The organism is Albibacterium profundi, from assembly GCF_042159835.1.
In the GTDB taxonomy this organism is placed as follows: domain Bacteria; phylum Bacteroidota; class Bacteroidia; order Sphingobacteriales; family Sphingobacteriaceae; genus Albibacterium; species Albibacterium profundi.
Genome location: NZ_JBBVGT010000002.1, coordinates 516,859 through 537,663 on the forward strand (window position 1 = coordinate 516,859; position 20,805 = coordinate 537,663).

Below are 20,805 nucleotides of genomic sequence, written 5' to 3' on the forward strand. Positions count from 1 at the left end.
ATTTCTTACTCTTTTCTTTTAAATGATGTTCTGCATGATGGACGGATTGGCATCCCCTTTATAGTCGTTTACCATCTTACGATAGGCGATAATGAAGGTCACACTAGATAGTGGAATAATCACAAAGGAGTTTACTAAACTCAATATCGCTGAAATAAAGGGATATCCACGATAGCTGAAATATAAATATAATGAGCCCGAGAGGGCAAAAAAAGCGATCAACAAAATAATCTTGACAAAGTTCCCTCGGGTAACCGCTAAACTCAGGCGGATGGCTTTGAAGGGAGTTTCTTTCTTATCCAGAATAAAAAATGGAAAGAAAGCGATTCGCAGAAAGGTATAGGAAGACAAGACAATCGTAATGATATAGACGATATTAACCATCGCCTCGATATCAACTAAATATATTAACGGAAAAAACAAAACGGAAATAATCAGATAGCCGATAAAAGTTCCCACAGAAATGGTCAGAACGCAAGCAAAAAAATAAATTATTTCTTTCATAGTTGGAACGCTCTTCGCTAGCTTGACTTCATTAGGCTCTTTGTCCAAAACCTGAAAAATATGCTTGAATAAAGTGAGCTGGATACTGAAATACAAGAATAAAAATAGAAGCGCCATGAAGACACTAAGCACGATATTAATGCTACCAAGATATGCTGCTAATATCCCAGAAATATTAGAGACAATGAAGAGAGAAAAACAAATACCGGCGATAGCTAAGTACCGCTTTTTTAAAACATCCCAAGCATCGCTAATAACGTCGTTTACGACAAAAGTGCTTTCTTTTAAATAATCAATCATGAACCCGCTCGGAGAAAATAATAGTTTACAAAACTAGATAAATCTTCTATTAACATAAAATTATATACCTCTTATATTAAAGAAGATAACGTATAATCAGTAAGGCTGATCGCGTTTCAATGCTTCGGTTCCTTCCGCAGGTTCCCAATTCGCCTTCGGTTCAAAATGATTCCATACGGCTGCTGAGATCTTCCTCATTAACTCGCTTGCTTCATTATCATAGGTCCAGCTCCGATCTTTATTATTTTTGGTACCAATATATAAAACATAGTCGCCGTGCGGGGCATTCACCATGATCAGCTCTGAACGCGAAGCATCAACAGCACCTGTTTTGGACGCCTTTTGAACATAGGGTGGAATTTGAGATGCTGCATTGTCTACATAAAACCCACTAGTCATTAGCCGATACATCTGCTCGCTCGCCACCTTATCTATCAATTTACCTTCTCTTATTTTAATCAATAAAGATGCCATCTCTCTTGGTGTCGTCTGTCCCCAACCGTAAATCTCCCAGATTTTTTCTCTCCCTTTTGTTCTAGAGTTTACGCGGGTGTTCTCTAATCCGATTTCAGCCATCAATTTGTTAATCTCCGCACCTCCGCCGGCCAACTCTTGACACCATAGTGACGTCGTGTTATCACTATAGGTAATCATCAAAGAAGCGAGCGTTCTTAAATCCGTTTGTGAACTGTCTTTGTAAAATTGCATGAGACCTGACCCACCATAAGCTCGGCCATCGTCATAAACCAAGGGCTGATTCAGCGTGTACTCTCCGTCTGATATCTTCTTAAATAGACCAATCAGTATCGGTACTTTCACGATACTAGCCGTCGGAAAAATAGTATCTGCATTGATAGAGACCTCTTTGTGGTCTTTTAGATGATATACATATACCCCAACGTCTCCTTTATGTTCCTTCGTTAATTCCTCTAATGTCTTCTGCAACTTCCTGTCGGTTTTAACGGATTGAGCTAAGGTTATTTGAGTCATTGACAGAACAGCTAAAAGTAAGATCAGTTTGCGATAATGTTTTCCCATGTTTCCGGATTTATAAACAAATATACAATTTGCTTTAGTACTCTATGAACGAAAACCATACCTTTATCACAAAAACATTCTTTCATAAATACTGTTTTTTAGAGTATGAGTAAATTTGCAGAGTTAATAAATTCCGATAAGCCCGTTTTGGTAGATTTTTTCGCAGAATGGTGCGGCCCGTGTCAGACACTGAAGCCAATATTGAATGATTTAAAGAAATCGGTTGGCGACAAAGCCACGATTATAAAAGTAGATGTTGATAAGAATCCGACTATTGCCAGTTCTTTGGGAATACAAGGTGTACCAACTTTAATCATCTTCAAAAATGGAGAACTAAAATGGCGTCAGAGCGGGGTGCGACCGTTAGGAGAACTTACTGAAGAGCTTTTAAAACACACATAAAATGAGAAAAATATTTTTAAATATTAGCGGCGTCCTGCTAATGGGGATTGTCGTGAGCGCTTGTTCCTCGCTCAAATCAACACCTACCGCGTCGACAGATGGAAACAATAGAACATCCGTAGAAACAACAACTGAAGCATCGACAAGTACTAGTGCCGGCACTAGCACCAGTGCATCTGTTTCATCTAACAACGTGAAATCCGTCAATACGGAACAGTTCAGTAAACTATTACTGTTGGACAACGTGCAGGTTCTTGATGTTCGCACGGCCGAAGAATATGAAGGTGGTCATATTGAGGATGCAGTCAATATCGACGTGTTGAAGGATGATTTCAAAGCGAAAGCTGCTAAACTAGACAAAAGCAAGCCTGTTCTAGTCTACTGTAGATCAGGTAAAAGAAGCATGAAAGCTGCAAGTACTCTAGAGAGCATGGGTTTTACGAGGATTGTGAACCTTGATGGCGGTATGCTAGCATGGGAAGAAGATGATATGCCCGTAGAAAAATAATATATTTCCAAATCAGCAAATTTAGACGTAAATTCGCCCTCTCAAATTTATCGGAGAGGTGTCTGAGTGGTCGAAAGAGCAAGCCTGGAAAGTTTGTATACTCGCAAGGGTATCCTGGGTTCGAATCCCAGTCTCTCCGCAGAAAAAGAGTCTAACTATTTTATTATAAAACAGTTAGACTCTTTTATTTTTAATAGATGATCTTTTCGGGCTCCGCAAACGTGACGAATTCTAGCCTAATCTTCCAAGAAAATCTACCGAAGCGCCTTATTAATATCGAGAACCCTTAAATCGTTAAGTGTTGTTTCCTTAGCTCCGTTAAGCGACTTCTTGAGGGCATTGAAGTCGAATTCCTTCTTAACCAAAGACTGAGGTTGGCTCGTCGACATTTCCGACTTACTATATAATGCTACCCATCCAAGTTCAGCGGTTAAGCCTACTAATAAATTAGAGATACCATTGTCAAAAATGCCCACATTATCACTCGTTCCAAGAAACTCGTATCGTTCGAGATAGAATCGTAAAACTTGTTCCATTTTGCTATCATCGGATCCAAAAACGGCAGCTGCACCATCCATTTTATCATTCGTAAACAGATACATAACATTGGACAGATCTGTATTCTCACCCACATACAGAATGGCTTCCGCATCCTCTCCAGCAATCTGACGGGACTCTTTTGCTTTAATAGCCTCCTTGCTACTGCCATAGTCTGCATAAGGCTCTATAAACATCTCATTATAAGACTCAACAGTCACCTCGCTTTTTACTGTGGCTCCCTGGATAGTAGCGGTAATAGTTGTATTACCAATTTTCGAAGCCTCGAATAATCCTGTTTCATCAATTGTGCCTACCCATTCGTCACTTGAACTCCATGTGACATCTGCGGGATCGCCTTCAATTAGAAACTGAAAATCTTTATCGAAATTGGTTATTAGAGCTTCTTCATTTATTTTGTACTTGGGAGTGTTGTCACCTTTGGAACAGCCGACCAGAATGAATACAACAGCCATAACGAGCATTGTGGTTGTTTTGCGCATAAGTATAGGTTTGTTTTGTCACAAATATAATATAAAAAGCTATTGACAAGCATTTTTTATTCTGCAGAAACGAGCATTACGCGGTTAAATGTGAACTTATCTCCAGCCGATGTAAACGAAACAACTGTAGAATCCATGCCCTCTGATACTTTTAAGTTACCAATTGACACATCAGCGGTGCCTGTGTTAACCGCTGATTGCGATAAAGCGGCAGGCGACTGGTTACCAATGGATACGGATAGTCCTTCAGGGACAACGGACGTTGAATGTACCAAAACCTGATAGTTTCCCGCTGGGATCTCACGAAGATCAATATTCATGACACCTTCCTCACCTCCATGAAAAGTTGCGTCGTCATGAGCTAAAGCCATGTTTTTATCGTAAGTCAGATGCTTCATCAAGCGCGAGTAAAATGTCAGGGTATCAGGAATAAGAACCTGTGTTTCGATATTTTGTGGCCGTTCATTCACCAGTACTGGCTTTTCAGCATAATACAGAGCTACTGAAGAGTACGCTACCGCTCGATTGTTATCGACTGGTCCGTGCTCTATCTGATGCTGAATACTTTCATCAAACGGCATTTTGTCGCTTACAAACAAGCGATACCCACCAGTTCTACTGAATGGCAATGAATAGTCAAGACATCCGTGCAAATGGGTGCCTTTCTTTTCGACCCAGCCGTTTGGTTGCGCGTACCATCCCCCATTAAAATAATCTTCTGAGCCAGTGCCATGAACGGTCATCTCGCCATCAATAAATGTTTGATCGTCTCCTTCAAAAAATTCAGTAAAATGAGTAAAACTAGTCGCTTGACTGTGCAGCACGGTCCCCACATAATGACCTTTCCCTTTTCCTTCTAGCAATACATAGGGTTCTCCCAGTGCTGGCGATTCATATTTCCAATAGGCATAGAATTTCCCTTCTACCCTAGGATCACGAGCTTGGTCGTGATGATACACTCTAGCGTCTATTTCCAAAGGTGTCTGCTTTTCCCCTGACAATTTTCTGTAAACAAGTTCAATTTTGGCATGACGATCATAAGGCATGGGAAAATAAGAAAACACAGTATTCTCTTTCACGCCCTGAAGCAGGCTTTTCATTGAGATATCACCAAAAGCATATCCAAAGTAGTCAGCTAAAGGGGCGTAAACTGCTGGCTGACTTTCCCCGTCCCAAGTAATTTTAATATCTAATTGTTTTGACAATCCCTCAAACTGCCCCGCATGGTCAAGTTCAATCCCTAACACTCGTCCTCCTTCTCCAAATTCTGCTAAGGTTAAACTTTGTCCGGGTTTTAAGGTTTTTGATACTTCCACCTTCTCAATATTGTCTCTCAGCTCAGCGTAAAAGTCGGCCACACCTGCATCCGCTGCATTCCAAAGCGTCGCCAGATCATTAAGAAGCTCATTTTCCTTTGGCTGAAAATTGATGTCAAACGTTTTGACATTCACATCATCACTCAATTCACGATATTGAAATTGATGAAAGAGTATCTTTTCACCTCGAAAAACAATCTTGACGCCGTTTTCAAAAGGAATGGGCAAATAGGTGTAATTTCCACCAACAATGCTACCACTTAATGGAGACACAAAAGGATATACTTCTCCCGAAAAAAGATCTCGATACCGGATAGAAAACGAGGGTTCTGAGTTTCCATCAAAATAGAAGTCCAAGGTATCATCTGTTGGGGTTGGCGTCCAAATACGCTCTATAACCCCCTTACCTTCTGCTTCAAATACAACCAAGGAACCATCTGCTTCCTCTCGAATAGAAGAATAGGTCCCGTCAAAGCCATCATCATTCCCGCCGGTACGGTCATATGATGATATTTGTTTAACGACCGACTGATCTCTATATTTAGGTAATTCATTAGTTTTCAATAAACGTTGAAGCTCTGACGCAACTGAGACCGGGTTGGTTTGTGCATAAGAAATAATAGATAATAGGCTTAAGGCAAGTCCGAGTATGTAGCGCATAATTTTCTATTTTAAATGCCTAATATGCTAAATTTTACTCACTTTCTTAATAAAATCGATCAGGATAGGGGCCAGATCAGGATGTAGAGGCAGATCAGGCCTGTTGTAGGTCGCTAAATTCCCTGCGCGGTCTGTAGGTGCGCTTTTTAAGATGTGGTTCATGCTGTGTATTCGGTGAACGGTCGCCTTCTTAGCAGCCTTTGCCAAAAGGTTCGTTTCTTGGATACGTACTTGAAGATCATTATCACCGCCGACAATGAGAATGGGAATTTCAAGTACTGACACGATCGTAGTCGGCCGATATTGGTTGGTGGATATCAGATAAGGTTGCACGGAAGGGTGAAAAAGTGGAGCTAAAGCCGGTGGCAGATTTCGACTGAAGGTTTTTCCAGCTTTTAGACTATCCAAAACCTCATTGGCAATTAACAGATTCTCCGGAGAAATACTGCCCTTGATTTGTGTTCTTACCAAATCTAACAAAGGGTTAGCAGGACCGCATAAGGAAATAAACGCCGTTGGTTTGCTTTCTAAAGAAGCAACGGAACCAATGATAGACCCCTCACTGTGTCCAAGGACGATCACATTAGAAAACCTAGCATCAGCTTGTAGTTTGGCGACAAACAACTCCGCGTCTTCGATAAAGTCGCCCAAAACAACATCCGACGTGCCGATCGCATCGGCACTTTTACCGACACCTCTTTTATCATAACGAAGCGAGGCTATACCGTTCTTAGCTAAAGCTTCTGCCAGCTGTAACGCTGAATTGGTTTTTAAAGCTGCGCCTTGATTCATGTTGCGGTCGGTCGGCCCCGAGCCAGCGATCATCAAAACTACCGGCACCTTACCCTCCACTTCCGGCAATACCAAGGTTCCATATAATGTACCGTAATCATTATCCACCGAGAAATTATCTGGACTTGCTTGAACAGTTGAATCGCTACTTGTATTTTCAACTGGCCGTTGCCAGATTCCGGCAATTGAATCTTCTTGTATTATTAAGGCTAAATCAACGATTGGCTTCTCAAAACTGATTCGATACTCGTTGACCCCCGGCGCCGGGGATTCTACCTTCCGTGTTTTCACAATCGTTCCCAGTCCGCTCTTCAGTTGATTAACAAGCATCGTCGCTCCTTCAGGCTTAACGGCATCTTTCATTTTTGCATTAAACAGAAGAAAAATACTATCCGCCTGGTTAGACGAGTAATACGTATTAAATTTAGTAACCGTAGGATGCATTGGATTTTGCGCTTGAACAAAAGCTACGGAAATCAAAAACAAAAGGGATAAGGATATTCTTTTCATATAGGCAAATAGGTAACTAGTAAGTCAAATCAACTTTTGCTCGAATGCCATTCGAACAAGTACAGCTGTATTTTTTGCCCCTAATTTAAGTAATAAATTCTTACGGTACCCCTTGATGGTTTCTGGACTTAAGAATATTTTATCAGCTATTTCAATATTCGTATACCCCTCTGCCACCAGTTTCAGCAGCTCGCGTTCACGGTCGGTTAACCAAATCGTTCTCGACGATTGTTTGTTAAGAAGTACGTCTATCTCATGGCTCAAGAACTCATCGCCTTCATATACGGCTTTAATTCCCGCCAGCACCTCAGCAGACATTGCATTTTTCACTAAATAGCCCGATGCACCGTTAGTCAGCATTTGCCTGACAACAGCATACTCATTATGGCTGGTCAAGGCTAAGATTTTCAATTCAGGATAACTGTCAACCAATTCCTTACAAAACTCTATTCCACTGATGTCAGGCAAGCTCACGTCCAACAGAATGACATCCGGATGCCAAAACGGAATCTGATCTCGGCACGCCTTGGCGCTGTGAGCTACACCCACTACCGTTGCAAAAGTTGACTCTTCAATTAAGCTATTCAGGCCTTCCGTCAGGATCTTATGATCGTCTACGATTCCTACTTTAATTTTTTCGTCCATTAATTCTAGGTATCAAATGCTAATTCAATATTTACTTCAGTTCCTTTCCCAGCCGAGGAGTATATATTCATCTCTCCTCGATGGGCTTCAACGCGTTGTCGAATATTATCCAACCCCATCCCTTCCTTTTGTTTTATATAATCGAAACCATTTCCGTTATCTTGCACAACCAATGAAACTCGATCGACTTCCTGCACAAGTTGAACATTGATCTGAGTAGCCTCTGCGTGCTTCAAAGCATTGTTAACCAACTCATGTGCACATCGATAGATCAACACTTCTAGTTTATTATCCAAACGCTCTTCATTACCATAATAATGAAATTCGGCAATAGGGATGGCATCGCAGAAATCTGACAAGGACACCTTCAATCCATACCTCACTAAAGACTCAGGCATCATATGGTGAGCTACACGACGTAGCTCACTGATCGACTGGTCTAACATTCCAAGTGCACTATGGAATCGTTTCCGATCTTCCGAAGCTAGCACACCATGTTCGTTTAAATCTGGTAAATTTAATTTGACCACAGAAAGCATACTTCCCAATCCGTCATGTAGGTCTTTCGCCAAACGGCTGCGTTCTGCAGTTTCTCCGTCTAGGATAGCCTGCATAGTAGCCAACTGTTTTTCTTTTTCCAGCTGACCGACATGCTGCTCGGCTACTTTCCGCTTGGCAACAGCTAAGCGGTGTCTAATAATAAAATAGGCTAGCAAGACAAGCAACAAAATGGCAAGCGACACACCCAAGCCAATCGTCAGGCGTCTTTCTTTCTCGAGTGAGTTGATCTGCAATTGCTTTTTTTCGGTCTCATATTTGACTTTCATTTCACTAAGCGATTGCTGGAAAGCATCATTGGCATACAAATCAATCCACTCTCGATACTTATCCAAGTAACTGATCGCCATTTCTGGTTTAGCTAAGAATATATTGGCACGGAGGGCATTCACAATCATATTCCCTGTCAAGTTCAAATCAGTAGAGTCTATCTCTAAGGCAGACAATGCATAGTATTCGCTATCCTTAAAGTTTCGCAAATAATAATATATATTCGATAGAACGCCATTTGCCTCAGCCGTCAGTTTAGGAAAGTTGGACTCATTTGCCATTTTCATCCCGCGCTCCGCATACACCATAGCGTCATTATAGTTTTCAGCGAAATAATGACTCTGTGCAATGGTCAGTATACTCATCGTTTCACCATATAAATTATCATGTTCTTTGAAAATTGCAGCCGCTTCTTTTGCAAGCTCAATAGCCTTCGCATAATCTGAATCCATATAAATATTCGTCATAGCCATCAGCGTATGTGCAATACTTTCCCTATCGCCTATCTTTTCAGCAATGCGCATGGATTCTGTAAAATAATACACGGCCTCATCAGTATTCCTAATGCGTTGATACAAGGCACCGATATTATGCAAAATGGCCGCTAACCTTTCTTCTTCGCCAGCGCTTTCAAACATTCGCAACGATTTCATATAATAATCGAGCGCTTTGGTATAATCACTGGTTTGATTGTACAGGTTGCCAAGTGCTACGTAGATTCTTGCCTGCAATTTTTCATTTTCCACGGCATTCGCTATCTCCAAGCCGGTGTCAAGGTAGCTTGCTGCCGTATCATAAGAGTTGACCATATAGTAGGCTACCCCCAAATTCCGATAGAACGTCGCTATCATTGGATCATTCTCCATCTTTTCAGCCAAGTCTAGACCTTTATAACTGTAGAAAGTCGATTTCCTAGCATCAGAATCCATGTAACCCCAACTGAGATCATCATAAATTACAATGAGATCGGAAGGCTTCAAGTCTTCTGATTCCAGTATCTTTTCTAAGGAATCGACATTTTGTGCATAGGTTACCATGCAGAGAGAGAGCAAGCTCAGGTAGATGGCGGCAAAGACTGATTTTGATCTAGTCAAGTAGGTTGTTTTCATATCTATGCAAATATATTTTATGTACGGTTTATAAATTCCCCCATTTAGGGGGTAATTGGAGATACAACACCCACTCTATCTTTGCTTCATCGTTAACCCAGAAAGGCTAAATAATAAATTGACCTTTCATAAACCCTTTTAAACAAGAAAGATATGAAAAATTTTGTCGTTATCCTCTGTATACTATGCATGGGAGTGAGCACATCATCAGCTCAGGAGTCAACTTTTGTAAAACCAGACCGTGTTATTAATATCGGGGTCGGTCTCGGCGGAAACCTGTATTCCGGCTATGGCTCTGATATTAAGCGAATACCTGCTATTACATTGAGCTATGAAAGCTGTGTGAAAGATCAGCTGTTTGATGAGAAGAGCTCCTTAGGAGTTGGCGCAATATTGGGCTACAGCTCAGCAAAATACAATGACCCTATGGACGATTGGTCGTGGAAGTCAAGTACATTTGTGGTTGGAGCTCGCGGTGCATTGCACTATGCCCTTGTCGATAAGTTCGACACCTATACCGGCTTGATGCTCGGCTATAATATAGTATCGACCAAATATAGTGGTGCTGTAGATGCCGGAGGTGCGGCAAGTGGACTTTCATGGGCTTGGTATCTAGGCGGCCGCTATTATTTCAACCAGTCTACCGCCGCCTTTGCAGAGCTGGGCTACGGAATTTCAGTGCTGAACGTGGGCGTAGCTTTCAAACTCTAGTATTTTATCCAAATCCGTTACCATAAAAAAAGGTAGAAACATGACTGAATCTACCTTTTTTTTACGTGTTGACGAGGATCAGAATTTATATCCTATCCTATACCTACGTTCCATTTCCCATCGCTTACAGCTGTTTTAGGATTATAAAAGAAGGGTACTTGGACGGCAACATGTTTGTAAACTCCCGTCAGGCCAAAACCTAAGGCTGAGGTTACTAACGAATTTTTTGTATCGCCCTCAGATTTATCCTCCTTGAAACGTAGACTGGGCAGCAAACCCGCCAATACAGAAAAAGAATTACCAGAAAATTTAAGTGCCGGTCCGGCGAAGTTAAGGTAAGCACCTTCGTCAACATAACCTCCCACAATAACCCCTTCGCCCCAAGTAGCTTTCACCTTCTTCTCTTGAGCATAGGAAAGCCCAGACGACACTGTTATGATTATCAAAATCATCAAAGTTTGTTTTAATCGGTTTATGATCATGATCTGAGTATTAATTTTTTATATACAAATTTAATGTTAAAGCTTATTTACTTACTAGGGGAAGGCTGCCTTCTTTTGTCCGAAAAGTGTAATAAATAGCCATGCCTGTAAAGAGCAGTCCGCCGACTATATTACCCAGGGTGACAATGAGTTGATTGTAGAGCCACCAATCACCTATACTTACGTCCGCACCAAACATCATCCCCGCTGGGATTACGAACATATTTACTACCGCGTGTTCATAACCGAGTGCGAAAAACATGAAAATTGGTATTCCCGCAGCTGCTATTTTTCCGAGTGTTGATTTAGATGTCATTGCCATAACCACACCCATACAAACCATCCAATTACAGAGAATAGCTTTGACAAAAGCAGTAAAAAGTCCTGCCGCACCATTCTGCGCATAGCCTATGGTTTTTTTCTCGCTCGTGGCAATGATCATTTGTTCTACGCCCCCTAGAGCGTCAACGGTACCCGTCTCAGAAACAGCCGCCCAATAAAGGATGGCAAAAAAGACACTGCCTATCAGGTTTCCGACAAATACCCAAAACAAGCTCCGAACCATAGTTTTTAAGCTTATTTTCTTTTCCATATAAGCAAGCGGAACCAAAGAAAAGCTACCGGTGACCAGCTCCAGTCCCAGGATAACAATCATGATAAATCCGACCGGAAAAATAATAGCGCCAGCCAGACTGAAACTTGTTTGTGTAGTGGCAAAAAATGCCAAACAAACTGAAATAGCAAGCAAAGCGCCTGACAAGCAGCCTCTGACTAACAGATCTTTAACTGACAGAGAGGATTTTGCTAAAGCTGCACTCATCATCGTTGAAGCAACTTCTTTGGGGTTAACGTAGTCCATATTTACGAATTATTTAAAGGTACTTGAATATATACGATGCCTTCCTCGACTTTCACGGGGAAGGTTTGGAGTGAACACTCATCTCCAGACAAGCATTCTCCGGTACGTAATGAGAATGTCTTCTTATGAAACGGACAAGCGACTTTCAAATCATCCCCGGTCGACCCTAAAAGCCCACGGCTTAAGGCCATCTGCTTACGGTGGGGACATTCATTTTGTGTAGCGTACCATTCATTTCTTCGTGTAAAATAGAATAGGGCGATTTGCTGGTCGCGATATTTAACGCAGACACCGCCGTTCTCTACCGCATCTTCCACTCTGCATGCGGCAAACCATATTGACTCTTCGGTAGTTATTTCCATTGAATTTATTTTATTTGGTTCTTATTAAACAGTGACTTCCGACCATGGCATGGCTCTCTTCTGTCCTCGCATGGTTTCAAATCTGATTGAAGGATCCGTTTCCTCCGGAGCATTCACAAAGTGGTTGAAGCGTTTGCGGATACCCGGATCTTCCACGGCAGTCTTCCATTCGCATCTGTAAGACTGAACAAACTGATCCATCTCCGCTTCCCATTTTTCAGCCATATTGAGACTGTCATTTACGATTACATTCCTAAGATATTCTATGCCACCATCCATTTTATTTAACCAAGTAGCCGTCCGCGTCAAAGGGTCTGCTGTTTTGATATAAAACATTAAGAAACGGTCGAGATACCGGATACAGGTATCACTATCAATATCGCTGGCCAGCAATTTTCCATGTTGAGGTTTACTCCCGCCATTGCCACAGACATATAGATTCCAACCCTTTTCAGTTGCAATAATTCCAAAATCCTTACTCTGTGCCTCAGCGCACTCGCGGATGCAACCGCTTACGGCCGACTTATATTTATGTGGTGCACGTAAGCCCTTATATCGTTCTTCAATCTGTATAGCAAAACTTACGCTGTCATGGAGGCCAAAACGGCACCAGGTACTCCCAACGCAACTCTTGACCGTCCGCAGCCCTTTTCCATAAGCGTGGCCACTTTCAAAACCAGCAGCAATCAACTCTTCCCAGATGAAAGGAAGGTCCTTAACGTGTGCTCCAAACATATCGATACGCTGGCCGCCCGTAATTTTAGTATACAGTCCATACTTATGGGCTACATTTCCGATTACAATCAATTTTTCGGGTGTTATCTCGCCACCAGGAATTCTAGGCACAACTGAATAAGATCCACCCTTTTGGATATTCGCTAAAAATCGGTCGTTACTATCTTGCGCCGCATCATTCCCCTTCTTTAGAATCATATCGTTCCATATACTTGCCAATAGCGAAGACACCAAAGGCTTGCAAATCTCGCAGCCATCACCGCTTCCCAGATTGTCCAACACATCATTATAGCTGTCCAATCCATGGATCTTAATTAAATCGTATAGCTCTTGTCTACTCAGATCGAAATGCTCACACACGACATTTCTGACGTATTTTCCTTTCGATTTCATGGTATACAGCATCAAATCCTTCACCATTGGAACACAACCACCACATCCGGAACCAGCGCCGGTACATTTCTTAATTGCATCAACCGACTCACAATTCTGATCTGATACCGATTTACAAATGGTGCCCTTGGTAACCCCCTCACAACTACAAATTATTGCTTCATCAGGTAGGCCCGCAAGACCATCGGGAGCTGATTTTTCAGTTTTCGCATCAACAATCAAGTCTTCCGGATTTGGTGGCAATACGATGTTGTTTACAACGGTTTGTGAAAGAAGGTTATATGCCGACGCATCGCCAACTAAGATCCCACCTAATAGTTTTTTACCGTCATTGCTTACGTTTATGCGTTTATAAATACCCTTTAATCGATTTTCGAAAACTATGCTTTGCGCAAAGGGTTCGGAAATAAAAGGATCTCCAAAGCTCGCCACATCCACCCCGATCAGCTTCAGCTTGGTGCTCATATCAAAAGTTTTAAATGTCTTTTGTCCACCCGTTATCGAATCAACCGCTACATCAGCCATCTCATAGCCGGGAGCCACTAGTCCGTAAGTACAATCCTCAAATAAAGCACATTCACCAATCGCATATATATTACCGTCGGAGCTCTGCATATGTTCGTTTACGACGATACCTCCTCGGTCTCCAATCGACAACCCACAATCTTTGGCTAGCTGATCTCGCGGTCGAATACCAGCAGAAATAACCAACATATCGGTTTCTAGGCTGCTACCGTCGTCAAATTTTAAAGCACTTACCTTCTTGTCTCCCGCGATGCCGACGGTCAGCTTGTTCAAATGTATCTGTAAATCCAAATCAGCCAATTGGCTTTCCAGGCCCCCACTTCCCTGATCATCAATTTGTTTTGGCATTAGTTTAGCTGCCGACTCCACCACGTGCGTCTCAACTAAATCGAGATCTATTAATGCTTTTGCCGCTTCTAAGCCTAATAGGCCACCGCCCAAAACGCTACCTCGTTTAACTTCTGATGCATAATTTCTAATTTTCTCCAGATCCTCAATCGTTCGGTACACGAAGACACCTTCTTTTTCTATACCCGAAATGGGTGGCACAAAAGGCGCTGACCCCGTAGCAATCACCAAATAATCGTACGTCTCCAAACGTCCACTCGCAGCTAATACCGATTTATTATTACGATCGATCTGAACGATCGCATCTCCCAAATTCAACTCAATCTCGTTGTCGGCATACCAAGATTCATCGCACAGTGATAAAGAGTCTGCAGTCTTCCCACTGAACAATTGGCTCAAATGAACCCGATCATAAGCTCTTTGAGGCTCTTCGCCAAACACTTGGATATAAAAGGAGTGACCTTTCGACTTAATTTTTTCGCAAAACTTGTAACTGACCATCCCATTTCCAATTACAATTATTTTTTTCGGTTTCATAGGGCTAAAAAATTAGATTTTTTATACTTAATAGCATAAACACTTAAATTTATACAACAAATATATAGTTTTTTTTATATTAATATAATATTCACACATATTTTTTATGATATTTGCTAATATTATCCATGAATTTCTAATTTCCATAAAAATATTTAAATTAAATTATATCATAATGAACGTAAAATCAGAAAATGGCAAATTATTTATTGTAGGATCTGGTCCGGGAGACCCAAAACTACTAACATTGGCCGCTTTAGAGACTATAAAATCGGCAGACGTCATACTTTATGACAATTTAGTAAACAAATCGCTGTTAAACTTTGCAAAAAAGACATGTATTAAGGTTTTTGTTGGCAAAAAACCTTATGAAAACACCATAAGTCAATCAGAAATCAATGATTTAATCAGATTTTATGCACTTTCAGTCGAAAATATCGTCCGATTAAAGGGTGGAGACCCTCATATTTTCGGTCGTGGCTATGAAGAACTCCAGTTTGCGAAAGAAAACAATATATGTGCTAGCTATATTCCTGGAATTAGTAGCATGCAAACTACGGGCCTACACGATATCCCCCTCACCTATCGGGGAATCAGTACTGGGGTCTGGGCTATTACGGGCACTAGGAAAGACGGATCGTTGGCGGCCGATCTTCACCTTGCCGCACGGAGCACATCAACCATAGTCATTTACATGGGCATGAGCAAATTAGCAGAAATTGCTCAGATCTATCAGGAAGCAGGAAAAGGCCACACCTCTGCTTGCATTATAGAGAACGGTTCTTTGGAAACCCAACGAAAGCTAATCTGCAAGGTAAAAGATCTGAATAAAGAGGCTACTAGACAAAATTTTGCCAACCCAGCAATCATCGTCATTGGTGATGTTGTAGCGTTGGCTGAGGAACAGGAAACATTAGAGGAATTGCTTATCGGCCCTCTGGATGAAAGCAAAAATTTCTTTGAAGGTTAAGCCCGGCAAACTTGGCCGGTGAAGTACCCGTATAATATTTAAAATCTTTGTTTAAATGGCTTTGATCGTGATAACCAAACTTATAAATCACATCAAACCAATCCACCTCCTTTAATTCCTTACCTGAAATATAAGTAATGACCTGTTTGAAACGCAGAAACCTCATTAATTCTTTCGGTGAGTAGCCGGTATATTTTCTAAATCGCTTCTGAATGGTTCTTTCTGACACGGCATGATCGTGGGCGATGACCTTAACGGGATTAAAGGCAGTATCCAATGAAGGAATAGCATCCAACAGCGGCAAGGCACCAGTAGAAGAGGGGTTTAAATGAGTAATTAAGTAGTTGCTCATCCAATCTACCCTTTCCTTATTCGTCGACAGTTCCGAAAGCGCCTTCCAAATCTTCTCTAGCGTGGAATTATAGGTTGCCACTTCCTTTTCACTTAATTTCCCCTCTGACATCCCCTCAATTGACAGTGAAAAGAAACGATAAAAACCATCGTAAATAAAAGGCAATACCAAAAATTCGGACCCTACCGCGATTTCATAATTCATTATTTTCCGCAAGGGACCAATTACAGCAATTTTTTCTAGCGAATGATCCAGTATTTCACTTTCTCCGAACGAACAGTGGATAGGTGATCCAAAACTAAAGATGATCATCATTTCTAACGAGGGAGGGTAATGGTAGGAAACGGAATTGTCTATTTCGTGAGCATCGACATAATAAAATCTGCTAATCACATTCTTAAGGCGCTCATCAACCGCCACGTTTTCACCAATAAATAAAGCTTCCATTCTTGTTCGTTTTCTTACAATTATCGAGAATAACCGTGTCGTACATTTGTTAAACAATCGAAATATAAATTTATAAATAAAAAAGAAAATCATGGCAATTCACACCATATTAGGAGCAAATGGCACCATCGCCAATGCATTGCTACCTATCTTAAAGGAAAATAATCATAGCATCCGGCTCGCATCGAGAAACCCGAAGACGATTATAGGCGTAGAAAATATTAAAGCGGATGTTTTAAACTACAACGAAGTACTGTCCGCGGCAAATGGCTCTGATATTGTCTATCTATTGGTAGGGATTCAATACAATGCGAAGATATGGGCAAGAGATTGGCCGCAAATCATAGCCAACGTAATAAATGCCTGTAAAACTACGGGTGCCAAACTTGTCTTTTTCGACAATGCCTATATGTACGGAAAAGTGGAAGGTAACATTACGGAAGAGACACCTTATAATCCGTCTAGTAAAAAAGGGGCCGTAAGAGCGAAAGTGGCGAAGACCATTCACGAAGAAGTGACAAGGAACAACTTTCAAGCGATCATTGCACGGGCGGCCGACTTTTACGGCCCGGAAGTAACCGAGAAAAGCGCTCCCGGATTATTGGTGTTCATGAATCTTAAGAAAAAGAAGAAAGCACAGTGGATGATTAATCCCCATGTGCCCCGAACATTTAATTATGTGCCCGATGCTGCAAAAGCCCTCTATTTATTAGCGACAACAGATGAAGCATATGGGCAAGTATGGCATTTACCAACAGCGCCTAAGGCACTGAGTGGAAACGAATTTGTCAGAGAAGCTGCTAAACATATCGGTACAACCGACAAGATGTTCGTGTTACCGAAATGGCTATTAAAAACACTTGGATTATTTAATCCATTTATTAATGAGATGAACGAGCTAAACTATCAAGACGAATATCCCTTTGAATTTGATTCGAGCAAATTTAATAAAGCATTCCATTTTAAACCGACATCATATGAGGAAGGCATAAAGAAAACAGCCCAATGGTTTAAAGAAAACAGTGCCTAGGCGGCATGCCCTAATTTACACCTCTAAACCATTCTTCAAATTTAGGGCCTAAGATCGGCACTGGTTTGGCCTTGCCACTTAATGCATTAACGAGTCCTATAATCCACATAATAAATAGGAGAACCCAGCCAACCGCAAATGCAAACCAACCGATATAAGGTATAATATTGAGAACACCGATGATCAGTGATGCTATGTTGAGTCCCAAAGATTGTCTGATATGAAAAGACGCGAATGCATTCTTTTTATCGTTATTTAACACAATGGCGATGATAAGGCCTATAACTGAAATGTAGGCTATAATGGCCGTTGTCTTTCCATCGTTAATGGTCTTCTCATCAAGGATTGGAAGAATAGGGTCATTTTTAGGAAATTCCATAATTGTCTGATCTAAAGTACCATATAAAAATAGATTATATTTTTCATAATATAAAATTCAGATTTATATCTTTGATGTGCAGAACAACGTTATGATAAATTATAATAACAAATTTTTTAAACCAGTCCGCACTACCGCAAATGGCGAAACCTCTAGAGACACGGTTTTTCATTACAGACAATCGGGCAATGTACTAACGGCAGAATATTCAGGCGGCAAAATCTCGGCGGGCCATTTAATCGGCCTGGTAAATGAGCAAGGCGATATCGACATGCACTACCATCAAATCAACGACCAAGGAGAATTGATGATCGGTGTTTGCCATTCAACCCCCGAAATGCTGGCCAATGGAAAAATAAGGCTCCATGAGAAATGGCAATGGACCTCCGGAGATAAAACAAGCGGCGAATCTATCCTCGATGAAGTTTAAAGCGTCTATCGTAGCTTATCGATCTCCTCAGCCAATTTATGATCTTTTTCGGTGACAATGTCGCCTTTATCATGTGTACTTAACCAAAACTCAAGCGTGTTATACTCGTTTGTCCAACGAGGATGATGATTGTTCTTTTCTGCCACAAAAGCTACTTTAAGCATAAAGGCAAAAGCCTCCTGAAAGTCACTAAATATAAATTTCTTATAAAGCTTTTCATCCACTACCTTCCAGTCTTCTTGTGATATCTTTTCCATTTTCAATATATTAGGGCCATAGATTATATGCTCTAACAAAGAAATCAATTTTAAGTTTACAAAAACCCAGATGTTGCAGGCGCTCGACTTCGTATTAACTTCCATTCACCTCATCATTATTATCTTTAACTTAAGTGGGTGGATATGGAAACGTACCAGACGTTTGCACTTATACGTTATTCTATTGACGGCATTCTCGTGGCTCGGTTTAGGCATTTGGTTTGGAATTGGCTATTGCCCAATTACCGATCTGCTTTATTCTTGCCGCTATTCTGTCCTTTTATGTTAATTTTAGACATCACAAACCCAAATAGTACTTCATGAAACATCTTATCGTCGCACTAATTGCTGTATTTCTCTCTTTACCGACTTTCGCTCAAAAACCGATAAAGCTTGCTATCGCCGGACTCAGTCACGGGCATGTTGACTGGATATTTAATCGAAAAGAAAAGAGCGATATACGGCTTGTTGGCATTTATGAAACCAATAAAGAATTGATAGACCGATACGCCGAACGTTATGGGCTTGACCGAGCGCTGTTCTTTACGGATCTTGATGAAATGCTTGATCAGGTCGCCCCCGACGCAGTCTCCGCTTTCGGAGCAATCAGCGAGCATATCACCGTGGTCAGAGCCTGCGCGCCGAAGAGAATCCATGTGATGGTAGAAAAACCGCTGGCAACGAATTTTGCCGATGCGAAGGAAATACAGCAGTTAGCTCAGAAAAACAACATTCATGTTTTAACAAATTTCGAAACCTCCTGGTATTCCAGCAACCAACATGTAAATAAGCTCCTTCAAGAAGGCCAGCTTGGGGAAATTCGAAAGGTGATGGTTAACGATGGACATCAAGGACCTAAAGAGATCGGTGTAAGTGAGGAATTTCTTGAAATCCTAACCGACCCCAGAAAAAATGGCGCCGGTGCCTTAGTCGACTTCGGATGTTATGGAGCCAATCTAATGACCTGGTTACTTAAGGGAGAAAGACCCATTTCCGTCACCGCTGTCACCCACCAAAATAAACCTCAGATATACAAAGAGGTAGACGACGAAGCCTCCATTATTTTGCAATACCCAAAAGCGCAATGCATTATACAAGCGTCGTGGAACTGGCCTTTCTCTAGAAAGGATATGGAAGTGTATGGCGATAACGGATATGCGATTGCCGTTAATGCTACAAATGTACGTCAGCGTCTACAAGAAAACTCAAAGGAACAGCACTTGAAATTAGATTCAAGACCTGCTCCTTTTGATGATCCCTTCTCTCTCTTGGGCGCCGTAGTTAACAATCAACTGAAGCCTGAAGAATATAGAATGTATGGATTGGATATTAACGTTACCGTCGTAGAGATTTTGGAAGCGGCAATACAATCGGCAAAGCAGAATAAAACAATTTATCTTGACTAAAGGTAGATTTGAATGCCGCCGATAAATCCAATATTCACAGCGCTCATCTCACCATCACTCAAACTCTTTTTCCAGATGGTATTTTTGATCATCTCCTTTCCGTCTTCCGTGTTTGTAAAAATATGGGAAGCAACAGGACCGGCATAGATTTCAATCGACTCAGACAATTTGTAAGCTGGTAATAGTCGCAAGGAATTTTTATTATACATACCGCCTTCAAAATCAATCAAACCAGAACCAATTACCTCCATGTTCAAGGTAAAAGCACCTCTTGACAATAAATGAGCTCCTATACCGCCTTCAAACGCATATTTCTGTTCACCGTTCTGTAGATTATACCCCAATCCGATAATTCCATATAAAACTCGACCTCCCGACCGAAAGGACGCTAGAATTGTCTGATCATCGTCTACACTTAGGCCAATCGACATCGTTCCATTTTTAATGATATTAACGAGCCCGACCGGATAATCACTGCTGTCGGCAATATTCATTAGTCCGGCAAACTGAACGCCATCTACTGTTCCTGCCTTATTAAGTAGGCCGGCAATTTGAACACCACTCACATGTCCCTTAGCAAGATTTAACAGCCCAGCCATCTGAATTCCCTTTGCGTTGTGATATTGATTTAGAATTCCTGCAAACTGAGCACCTTGTGCGTCCTCTTTAATTAAATTGGCTATACCCGCCATACTGAACCCTCTTTCATTTTTTGAAAGCCCTGCAAGTCCGTGCACAGATAATACATTGGAATATTCTCCCGCATGTACACCATGATTACTGATCGGATAAATTAATCCAATATGGATATTGTGCATGAAGCCTTTAGTCTGATCAGATTCTTGTGCGAAAGACGTGTCTATAAAGGAAAATAAACTGAGGCTGATACCTATTGCAATAGCAATTAATTGTGATTTCATATTTTGTCTT

General features: G+C 41.3%; 23 protein-coding genes and 1 tRNA gene. 9 read left to right on the forward strand and 15 right to left on the reverse strand.

The window, feature by feature from the left end; genetic code table 11:
- Positions 1-18: 18 nt before the first annotated feature.
- Together WKR92_RS03590 and WKR92_RS03595 are read right to left on the reverse strand one after the other, a co-directional pair.
- Positions 19-804 carry a beta-carotene 15,15'-monooxygenase gene (locus WKR92_RS03590; RefSeq protein WP_375556463.1) on the reverse strand — a complete coding sequence of 262 codons (786 nt, stop codon included), beginning with the start codon at positions 802-804 and terminating at the stop codon, positions 19-21.
- 96 nt (positions 805-900) lie between these two features.
- A complete protein-coding gene (locus WKR92_RS03595) occupies positions 901-1,842 on the reverse strand; it encodes a serine hydrolase (protein WP_375556464.1) in 942 nt (313 codons plus the stop codon).
- Between the two features lie 105 nt (positions 1,843-1,947).
- Between WKR92_RS03595 and trxA the strand changes: the two genes are divergently transcribed.
- The 3 genes from trxA to WKR92_RS03610 all read left to right on the forward strand — a co-directional run bounded on the left by trxA (position 1,948) and on the right by WKR92_RS03610 (position 2,891).
- Positions 1,948-2,244: a thioredoxin gene (gene trxA / locus WKR92_RS03600; RefSeq protein ID WP_375556465.1), complete on the forward strand. Its 297-nt coding sequence runs from the start codon at positions 1,948-1,950 to the stop codon at positions 2,242-2,244.
- Between the two features lies 1 nt (position 2,245).
- Complete coding sequence (locus WKR92_RS03605; protein WP_375556466.1) at positions 2,246-2,752, forward strand: rhodanese-like domain-containing protein; 507 nt, start codon at positions 2,246-2,248, stop codon at positions 2,750-2,752.
- Positions 2,753-2,804: 52 nt separating this feature from the next.
- Positions 2,805-2,891 (forward strand) — tRNA-Ser (locus WKR92_RS03610).
- 115 nt (positions 2,892-3,006) lie between these two features.
- On the opposite strand, the gene WKR92_RS03615 is transcribed toward WKR92_RS03610, so the two are convergent.
- The 5 genes from WKR92_RS03615 to WKR92_RS03635 are packed head-to-tail and all read right to left on the reverse strand — an operon-like array spanning position 3,007 to position 9,652.
- The gene (locus tag WKR92_RS03615; RefSeq protein ID WP_375556467.1) at positions 3,007-3,792 is read right to left on the reverse strand and encodes an Ig-like domain-containing protein; all 786 of its coding nucleotides are present in this window, start codon (positions 3,790-3,792) and stop codon (positions 3,007-3,009) included.
- Between the two features lie 56 nt (positions 3,793-3,848).
- Positions 3,849-5,768 carry a glycoside hydrolase family 172 protein gene (locus tag WKR92_RS03620; protein WP_375556468.1) on the reverse strand — a complete coding sequence of 640 codons (1,920 nt, stop codon included), beginning with the start codon at positions 5,766-5,768 and terminating at the stop codon, positions 3,849-3,851.
- Between the two features lie 27 nt (positions 5,769-5,795).
- Positions 5,796-7,070 (reverse strand): alpha/beta hydrolase, encoded by a 1,275-nt coding sequence (locus WKR92_RS03625; RefSeq protein WP_375556469.1) that lies wholly within the window; start codon positions 7,068-7,070, stop codon positions 5,796-5,798.
- Between the two features lie 24 nt (positions 7,071-7,094).
- Entirely contained in the window at positions 7,095-7,715 is a 621-nt protein-coding gene (locus WKR92_RS03630) for a response regulator (RefSeq protein WP_375556470.1), read from the reverse strand.
- 5 nt (positions 7,716-7,720) lie between these two features.
- Positions 7,721-9,652, reverse strand: a complete 1,932-nt coding sequence (locus tag WKR92_RS03635; RefSeq protein ID WP_375556471.1) for a tetratricopeptide repeat-containing sensor histidine kinase — start codon at positions 9,650-9,652, stop codon at positions 7,721-7,723.
- A gap of 153 nt (positions 9,653-9,805) precedes the next feature.
- Between WKR92_RS03635 and WKR92_RS03640 the strand changes: the two genes are divergently transcribed.
- Complete coding sequence (locus tag WKR92_RS03640; RefSeq protein WP_375556472.1) at positions 9,806-10,363, forward strand: putative outer membrane beta-barrel protein; 558 nt, start codon at positions 9,806-9,808, stop codon at positions 10,361-10,363.
- Between the two features lie 92 nt (positions 10,364-10,455).
- On the opposite strand, the gene WKR92_RS03645 is transcribed toward WKR92_RS03640, so the two are convergent.
- From WKR92_RS03645 to nirB, 4 genes are all read right to left on the reverse strand, one after another.
- Complete coding sequence (locus WKR92_RS03645; protein ID WP_375556473.1) at positions 10,456-10,815, reverse strand: hypothetical protein; 360 nt, start codon at positions 10,813-10,815, stop codon at positions 10,456-10,458.
- A gap of 73 nt (positions 10,816-10,888) precedes the next feature.
- Positions 10,889-11,704 carry a formate/nitrite transporter family protein gene (locus WKR92_RS03650; protein WP_375556474.1) on the reverse strand — a complete coding sequence of 272 codons (816 nt, stop codon included), beginning with the start codon at positions 11,702-11,704 and terminating at the stop codon, positions 10,889-10,891.
- Between the two features lie 2 nt (positions 11,705-11,706).
- A complete protein-coding gene (gene nirD, locus WKR92_RS03655) occupies positions 11,707-12,066 on the reverse strand; it encodes a nitrite reductase small subunit NirD (protein ID WP_375556475.1) in 360 nt (119 codons plus the stop codon).
- Between the two features lie 24 nt (positions 12,067-12,090).
- A complete protein-coding gene (gene nirB / locus WKR92_RS03660) occupies positions 12,091-14,604 on the reverse strand; it encodes a nitrite reductase large subunit NirB (RefSeq protein WP_375556476.1) in 2,514 nt (837 codons plus the stop codon).
- Positions 14,605-14,779: 175 nt separating this feature from the next.
- Here nirB and cobA point away from each other — a divergent pair, with 175 nt between their 5' ends.
- Complete coding sequence (gene cobA, locus WKR92_RS03665) at positions 14,780-15,574, forward strand: uroporphyrinogen-III C-methyltransferase (protein ID WP_375556477.1); 795 nt, start codon at positions 14,780-14,782, stop codon at positions 15,572-15,574.
- Here cobA and WKR92_RS03670 read toward each other — a convergent pair.
- Positions 15,531-16,373 carry a helix-turn-helix domain-containing protein gene (locus tag WKR92_RS03670; protein WP_375556478.1) on the reverse strand — a complete coding sequence of 281 codons (843 nt, stop codon included), beginning with the start codon at positions 16,371-16,373 and terminating at the stop codon, positions 15,531-15,533. The two genes, cobA and WKR92_RS03670, sit on opposite strands and share 44 nt — an antisense overlap.
- 91 nt (positions 16,374-16,464) lie before the next feature.
- Between WKR92_RS03670 and WKR92_RS03675 the strand changes: the two genes are divergently transcribed.
- Complete coding sequence (locus WKR92_RS03675; RefSeq protein WP_375556479.1) at positions 16,465-17,403, forward strand: NAD-dependent epimerase/dehydratase family protein; 939 nt, start codon at positions 16,465-16,467, stop codon at positions 17,401-17,403.
- 10 nt (positions 17,404-17,413) lie between these two features.
- Here WKR92_RS03675 and WKR92_RS03680 read toward each other — a convergent pair whose 3' ends face one another.
- Complete coding sequence (locus WKR92_RS03680) at positions 17,414-17,782, reverse strand: DUF4870 domain-containing protein (RefSeq protein ID WP_375556480.1); 369 nt, start codon at positions 17,780-17,782, stop codon at positions 17,414-17,416.
- Positions 17,783-17,858: 76 nt separating this feature from the next.
- Between WKR92_RS03680 and WKR92_RS03685 the strand changes: the two genes are divergently transcribed.
- A complete protein-coding gene (locus WKR92_RS03685; RefSeq protein ID WP_375556481.1) occupies positions 17,859-18,212 on the forward strand; it encodes an avidin-fold protein in 354 nt (117 codons plus the stop codon).
- A 5-nt stretch (positions 18,213-18,217) separates the two neighbouring features.
- Here the strand turns inward: WKR92_RS03685 and WKR92_RS03690 are convergent, their stop codons facing one another.
- Positions 18,218-18,469 carry a 4a-hydroxytetrahydrobiopterin dehydratase gene (locus WKR92_RS03690; RefSeq protein ID WP_375556482.1) on the reverse strand — a complete coding sequence of 84 codons (252 nt, stop codon included), beginning with the start codon at positions 18,467-18,469 and terminating at the stop codon, positions 18,218-18,220.
- Between the two features lie 70 nt (positions 18,470-18,539).
- Here WKR92_RS03690 and WKR92_RS03695 point away from each other — a divergent pair, with 70 nt between their 5' ends.
- Both WKR92_RS03695 and WKR92_RS03700 read left to right on the forward strand, forming a co-directional pair.
- Positions 18,540-18,758: a DUF2784 family protein gene (locus tag WKR92_RS03695; RefSeq protein ID WP_375556483.1), complete on the forward strand. Its 219-nt coding sequence runs from the start codon at positions 18,540-18,542 to the stop codon at positions 18,756-18,758.
- Positions 18,759-18,789: 31 nt separating this feature from the next.
- Positions 18,790-19,875: a Gfo/Idh/MocA family protein gene (locus tag WKR92_RS03700; RefSeq protein WP_375556484.1), complete on the forward strand. Its 1,086-nt coding sequence runs from the start codon at positions 18,790-18,792 to the stop codon at positions 19,873-19,875.
- Here WKR92_RS03700 and WKR92_RS03705 read toward each other — a convergent pair.
- Entirely contained in the window at positions 19,872-20,795 is a 924-nt protein-coding gene (locus tag WKR92_RS03705; RefSeq protein WP_375556485.1) for a hypothetical protein, read from the reverse strand. The genes WKR92_RS03700 and WKR92_RS03705 overlap by 4 nt on opposite strands.
- Between the last annotated feature and the right edge of the window lie 10 nt (positions 20,796-20,805).

What these genes read in the sequence shown, in the direction of transcription:
- WKR92_RS03590 (WP_375556463.1), bottom strand. Translation starts at nt 804, where the DNA reads ATGATTGATTATTTAAAAGAAAGCACTTTTGTCGTAAACGACGTTATT.
- WKR92_RS03595 (WP_375556464.1), bottom strand. Translation starts at nt 1,842, where the DNA reads ATGGGAAAACATTATCGCAAACTGATCTTACTTTTAGCTGTTCTGTCA.
- trxA (WP_375556465.1), top strand. Translation starts at nt 1,948, where the DNA reads ATGAGTAAATTTGCAGAGTTAATAAATTCCGATAAGCCCGTTTTGGTA.
- WKR92_RS03605 (WP_375556466.1), top strand. Translation starts at nt 2,246, where the DNA reads ATGAGAAAAATATTTTTAAATATTAGCGGCGTCCTGCTAATGGGGATT.
- WKR92_RS03615 (WP_375556467.1), bottom strand. Translation starts at nt 3,792, where the DNA reads ATGCGCAAAACAACCACAATGCTCGTTATGGCTGTTGTATTCATTCTG.
- WKR92_RS03620 (WP_375556468.1), bottom strand. Translation starts at nt 5,768, where the DNA reads ATGCGCTACATACTCGGACTTGCCTTAAGCCTATTATCTATTATTTCT.
- WKR92_RS03625 (WP_375556469.1), bottom strand. Translation starts at nt 7,070, where the DNA reads ATGAAAAGAATATCCTTATCCCTTTTGTTTTTGATTTCCGTAGCTTTT.
- WKR92_RS03630 (WP_375556470.1), bottom strand. Translation starts at nt 7,715, where the DNA reads ATGGACGAAAAAATTAAAGTAGGAATCGTAGACGATCATAAGATCCTG.
- WKR92_RS03635 (WP_375556471.1), bottom strand. Translation starts at nt 9,652, where the DNA reads ATGAAAACAACCTACTTGACTAGATCAAAATCAGTCTTTGCCGCCATC.
- WKR92_RS03640 (WP_375556472.1), top strand. Translation starts at nt 9,806, where the DNA reads ATGAAAAATTTTGTCGTTATCCTCTGTATACTATGCATGGGAGTGAGC.
- WKR92_RS03645 (WP_375556473.1), bottom strand. Translation starts at nt 10,815, where the DNA reads ATGATTTTGATAATCATAACAGTGTCGTCTGGGCTTTCCTATGCTCAA.
- WKR92_RS03650 (WP_375556474.1), bottom strand. Translation starts at nt 11,704, where the DNA reads ATGGACTACGTTAACCCCAAAGAAGTTGCTTCAACGATGATGAGTGCA.
- nirD (WP_375556475.1), bottom strand. Translation starts at nt 12,066, where the DNA reads ATGGAAATAACTACCGAAGAGTCAATATGGTTTGCCGCATGCAGAGTG.
- nirB (WP_375556476.1), bottom strand. Translation starts at nt 14,604, where the DNA reads ATGAAACCGAAAAAAATAATTGTAATTGGAAATGGGATGGTCAGTTAC.
- cobA (WP_375556477.1), top strand. Translation starts at nt 14,780, where the DNA reads ATGAACGTAAAATCAGAAAATGGCAAATTATTTATTGTAGGATCTGGT.
- WKR92_RS03670 (WP_375556478.1), bottom strand. Translation starts at nt 16,373, where the DNA reads ATGGAAGCTTTATTTATTGGTGAAAACGTGGCGGTTGATGAGCGCCTT.
- WKR92_RS03675 (WP_375556479.1), top strand. Translation starts at nt 16,465, where the DNA reads ATGGCAATTCACACCATATTAGGAGCAAATGGCACCATCGCCAATGCA.
- WKR92_RS03680 (WP_375556480.1), bottom strand. Translation starts at nt 17,782, where the DNA reads ATGGAATTTCCTAAAAATGACCCTATTCTTCCAATCCTTGATGAGAAG.
- WKR92_RS03690 (WP_375556482.1), bottom strand. Translation starts at nt 18,469, where the DNA reads ATGGAAAAGATATCACAAGAAGACTGGAAGGTAGTGGATGAAAAGCTT.
- WKR92_RS03695 (WP_375556483.1), top strand. Translation starts at nt 18,540, where the DNA reads ATGTTGCAGGCGCTCGACTTCGTATTAACTTCCATTCACCTCATCATT.
- WKR92_RS03700 (WP_375556484.1), top strand. Translation starts at nt 18,790, where the DNA reads ATGAAACATCTTATCGTCGCACTAATTGCTGTATTTCTCTCTTTACCG.
- WKR92_RS03705 (WP_375556485.1), bottom strand. Translation starts at nt 20,795, where the DNA reads ATGAAATCACAATTAATTGCTATTGCAATAGGTATCAGCCTCAGTTTA.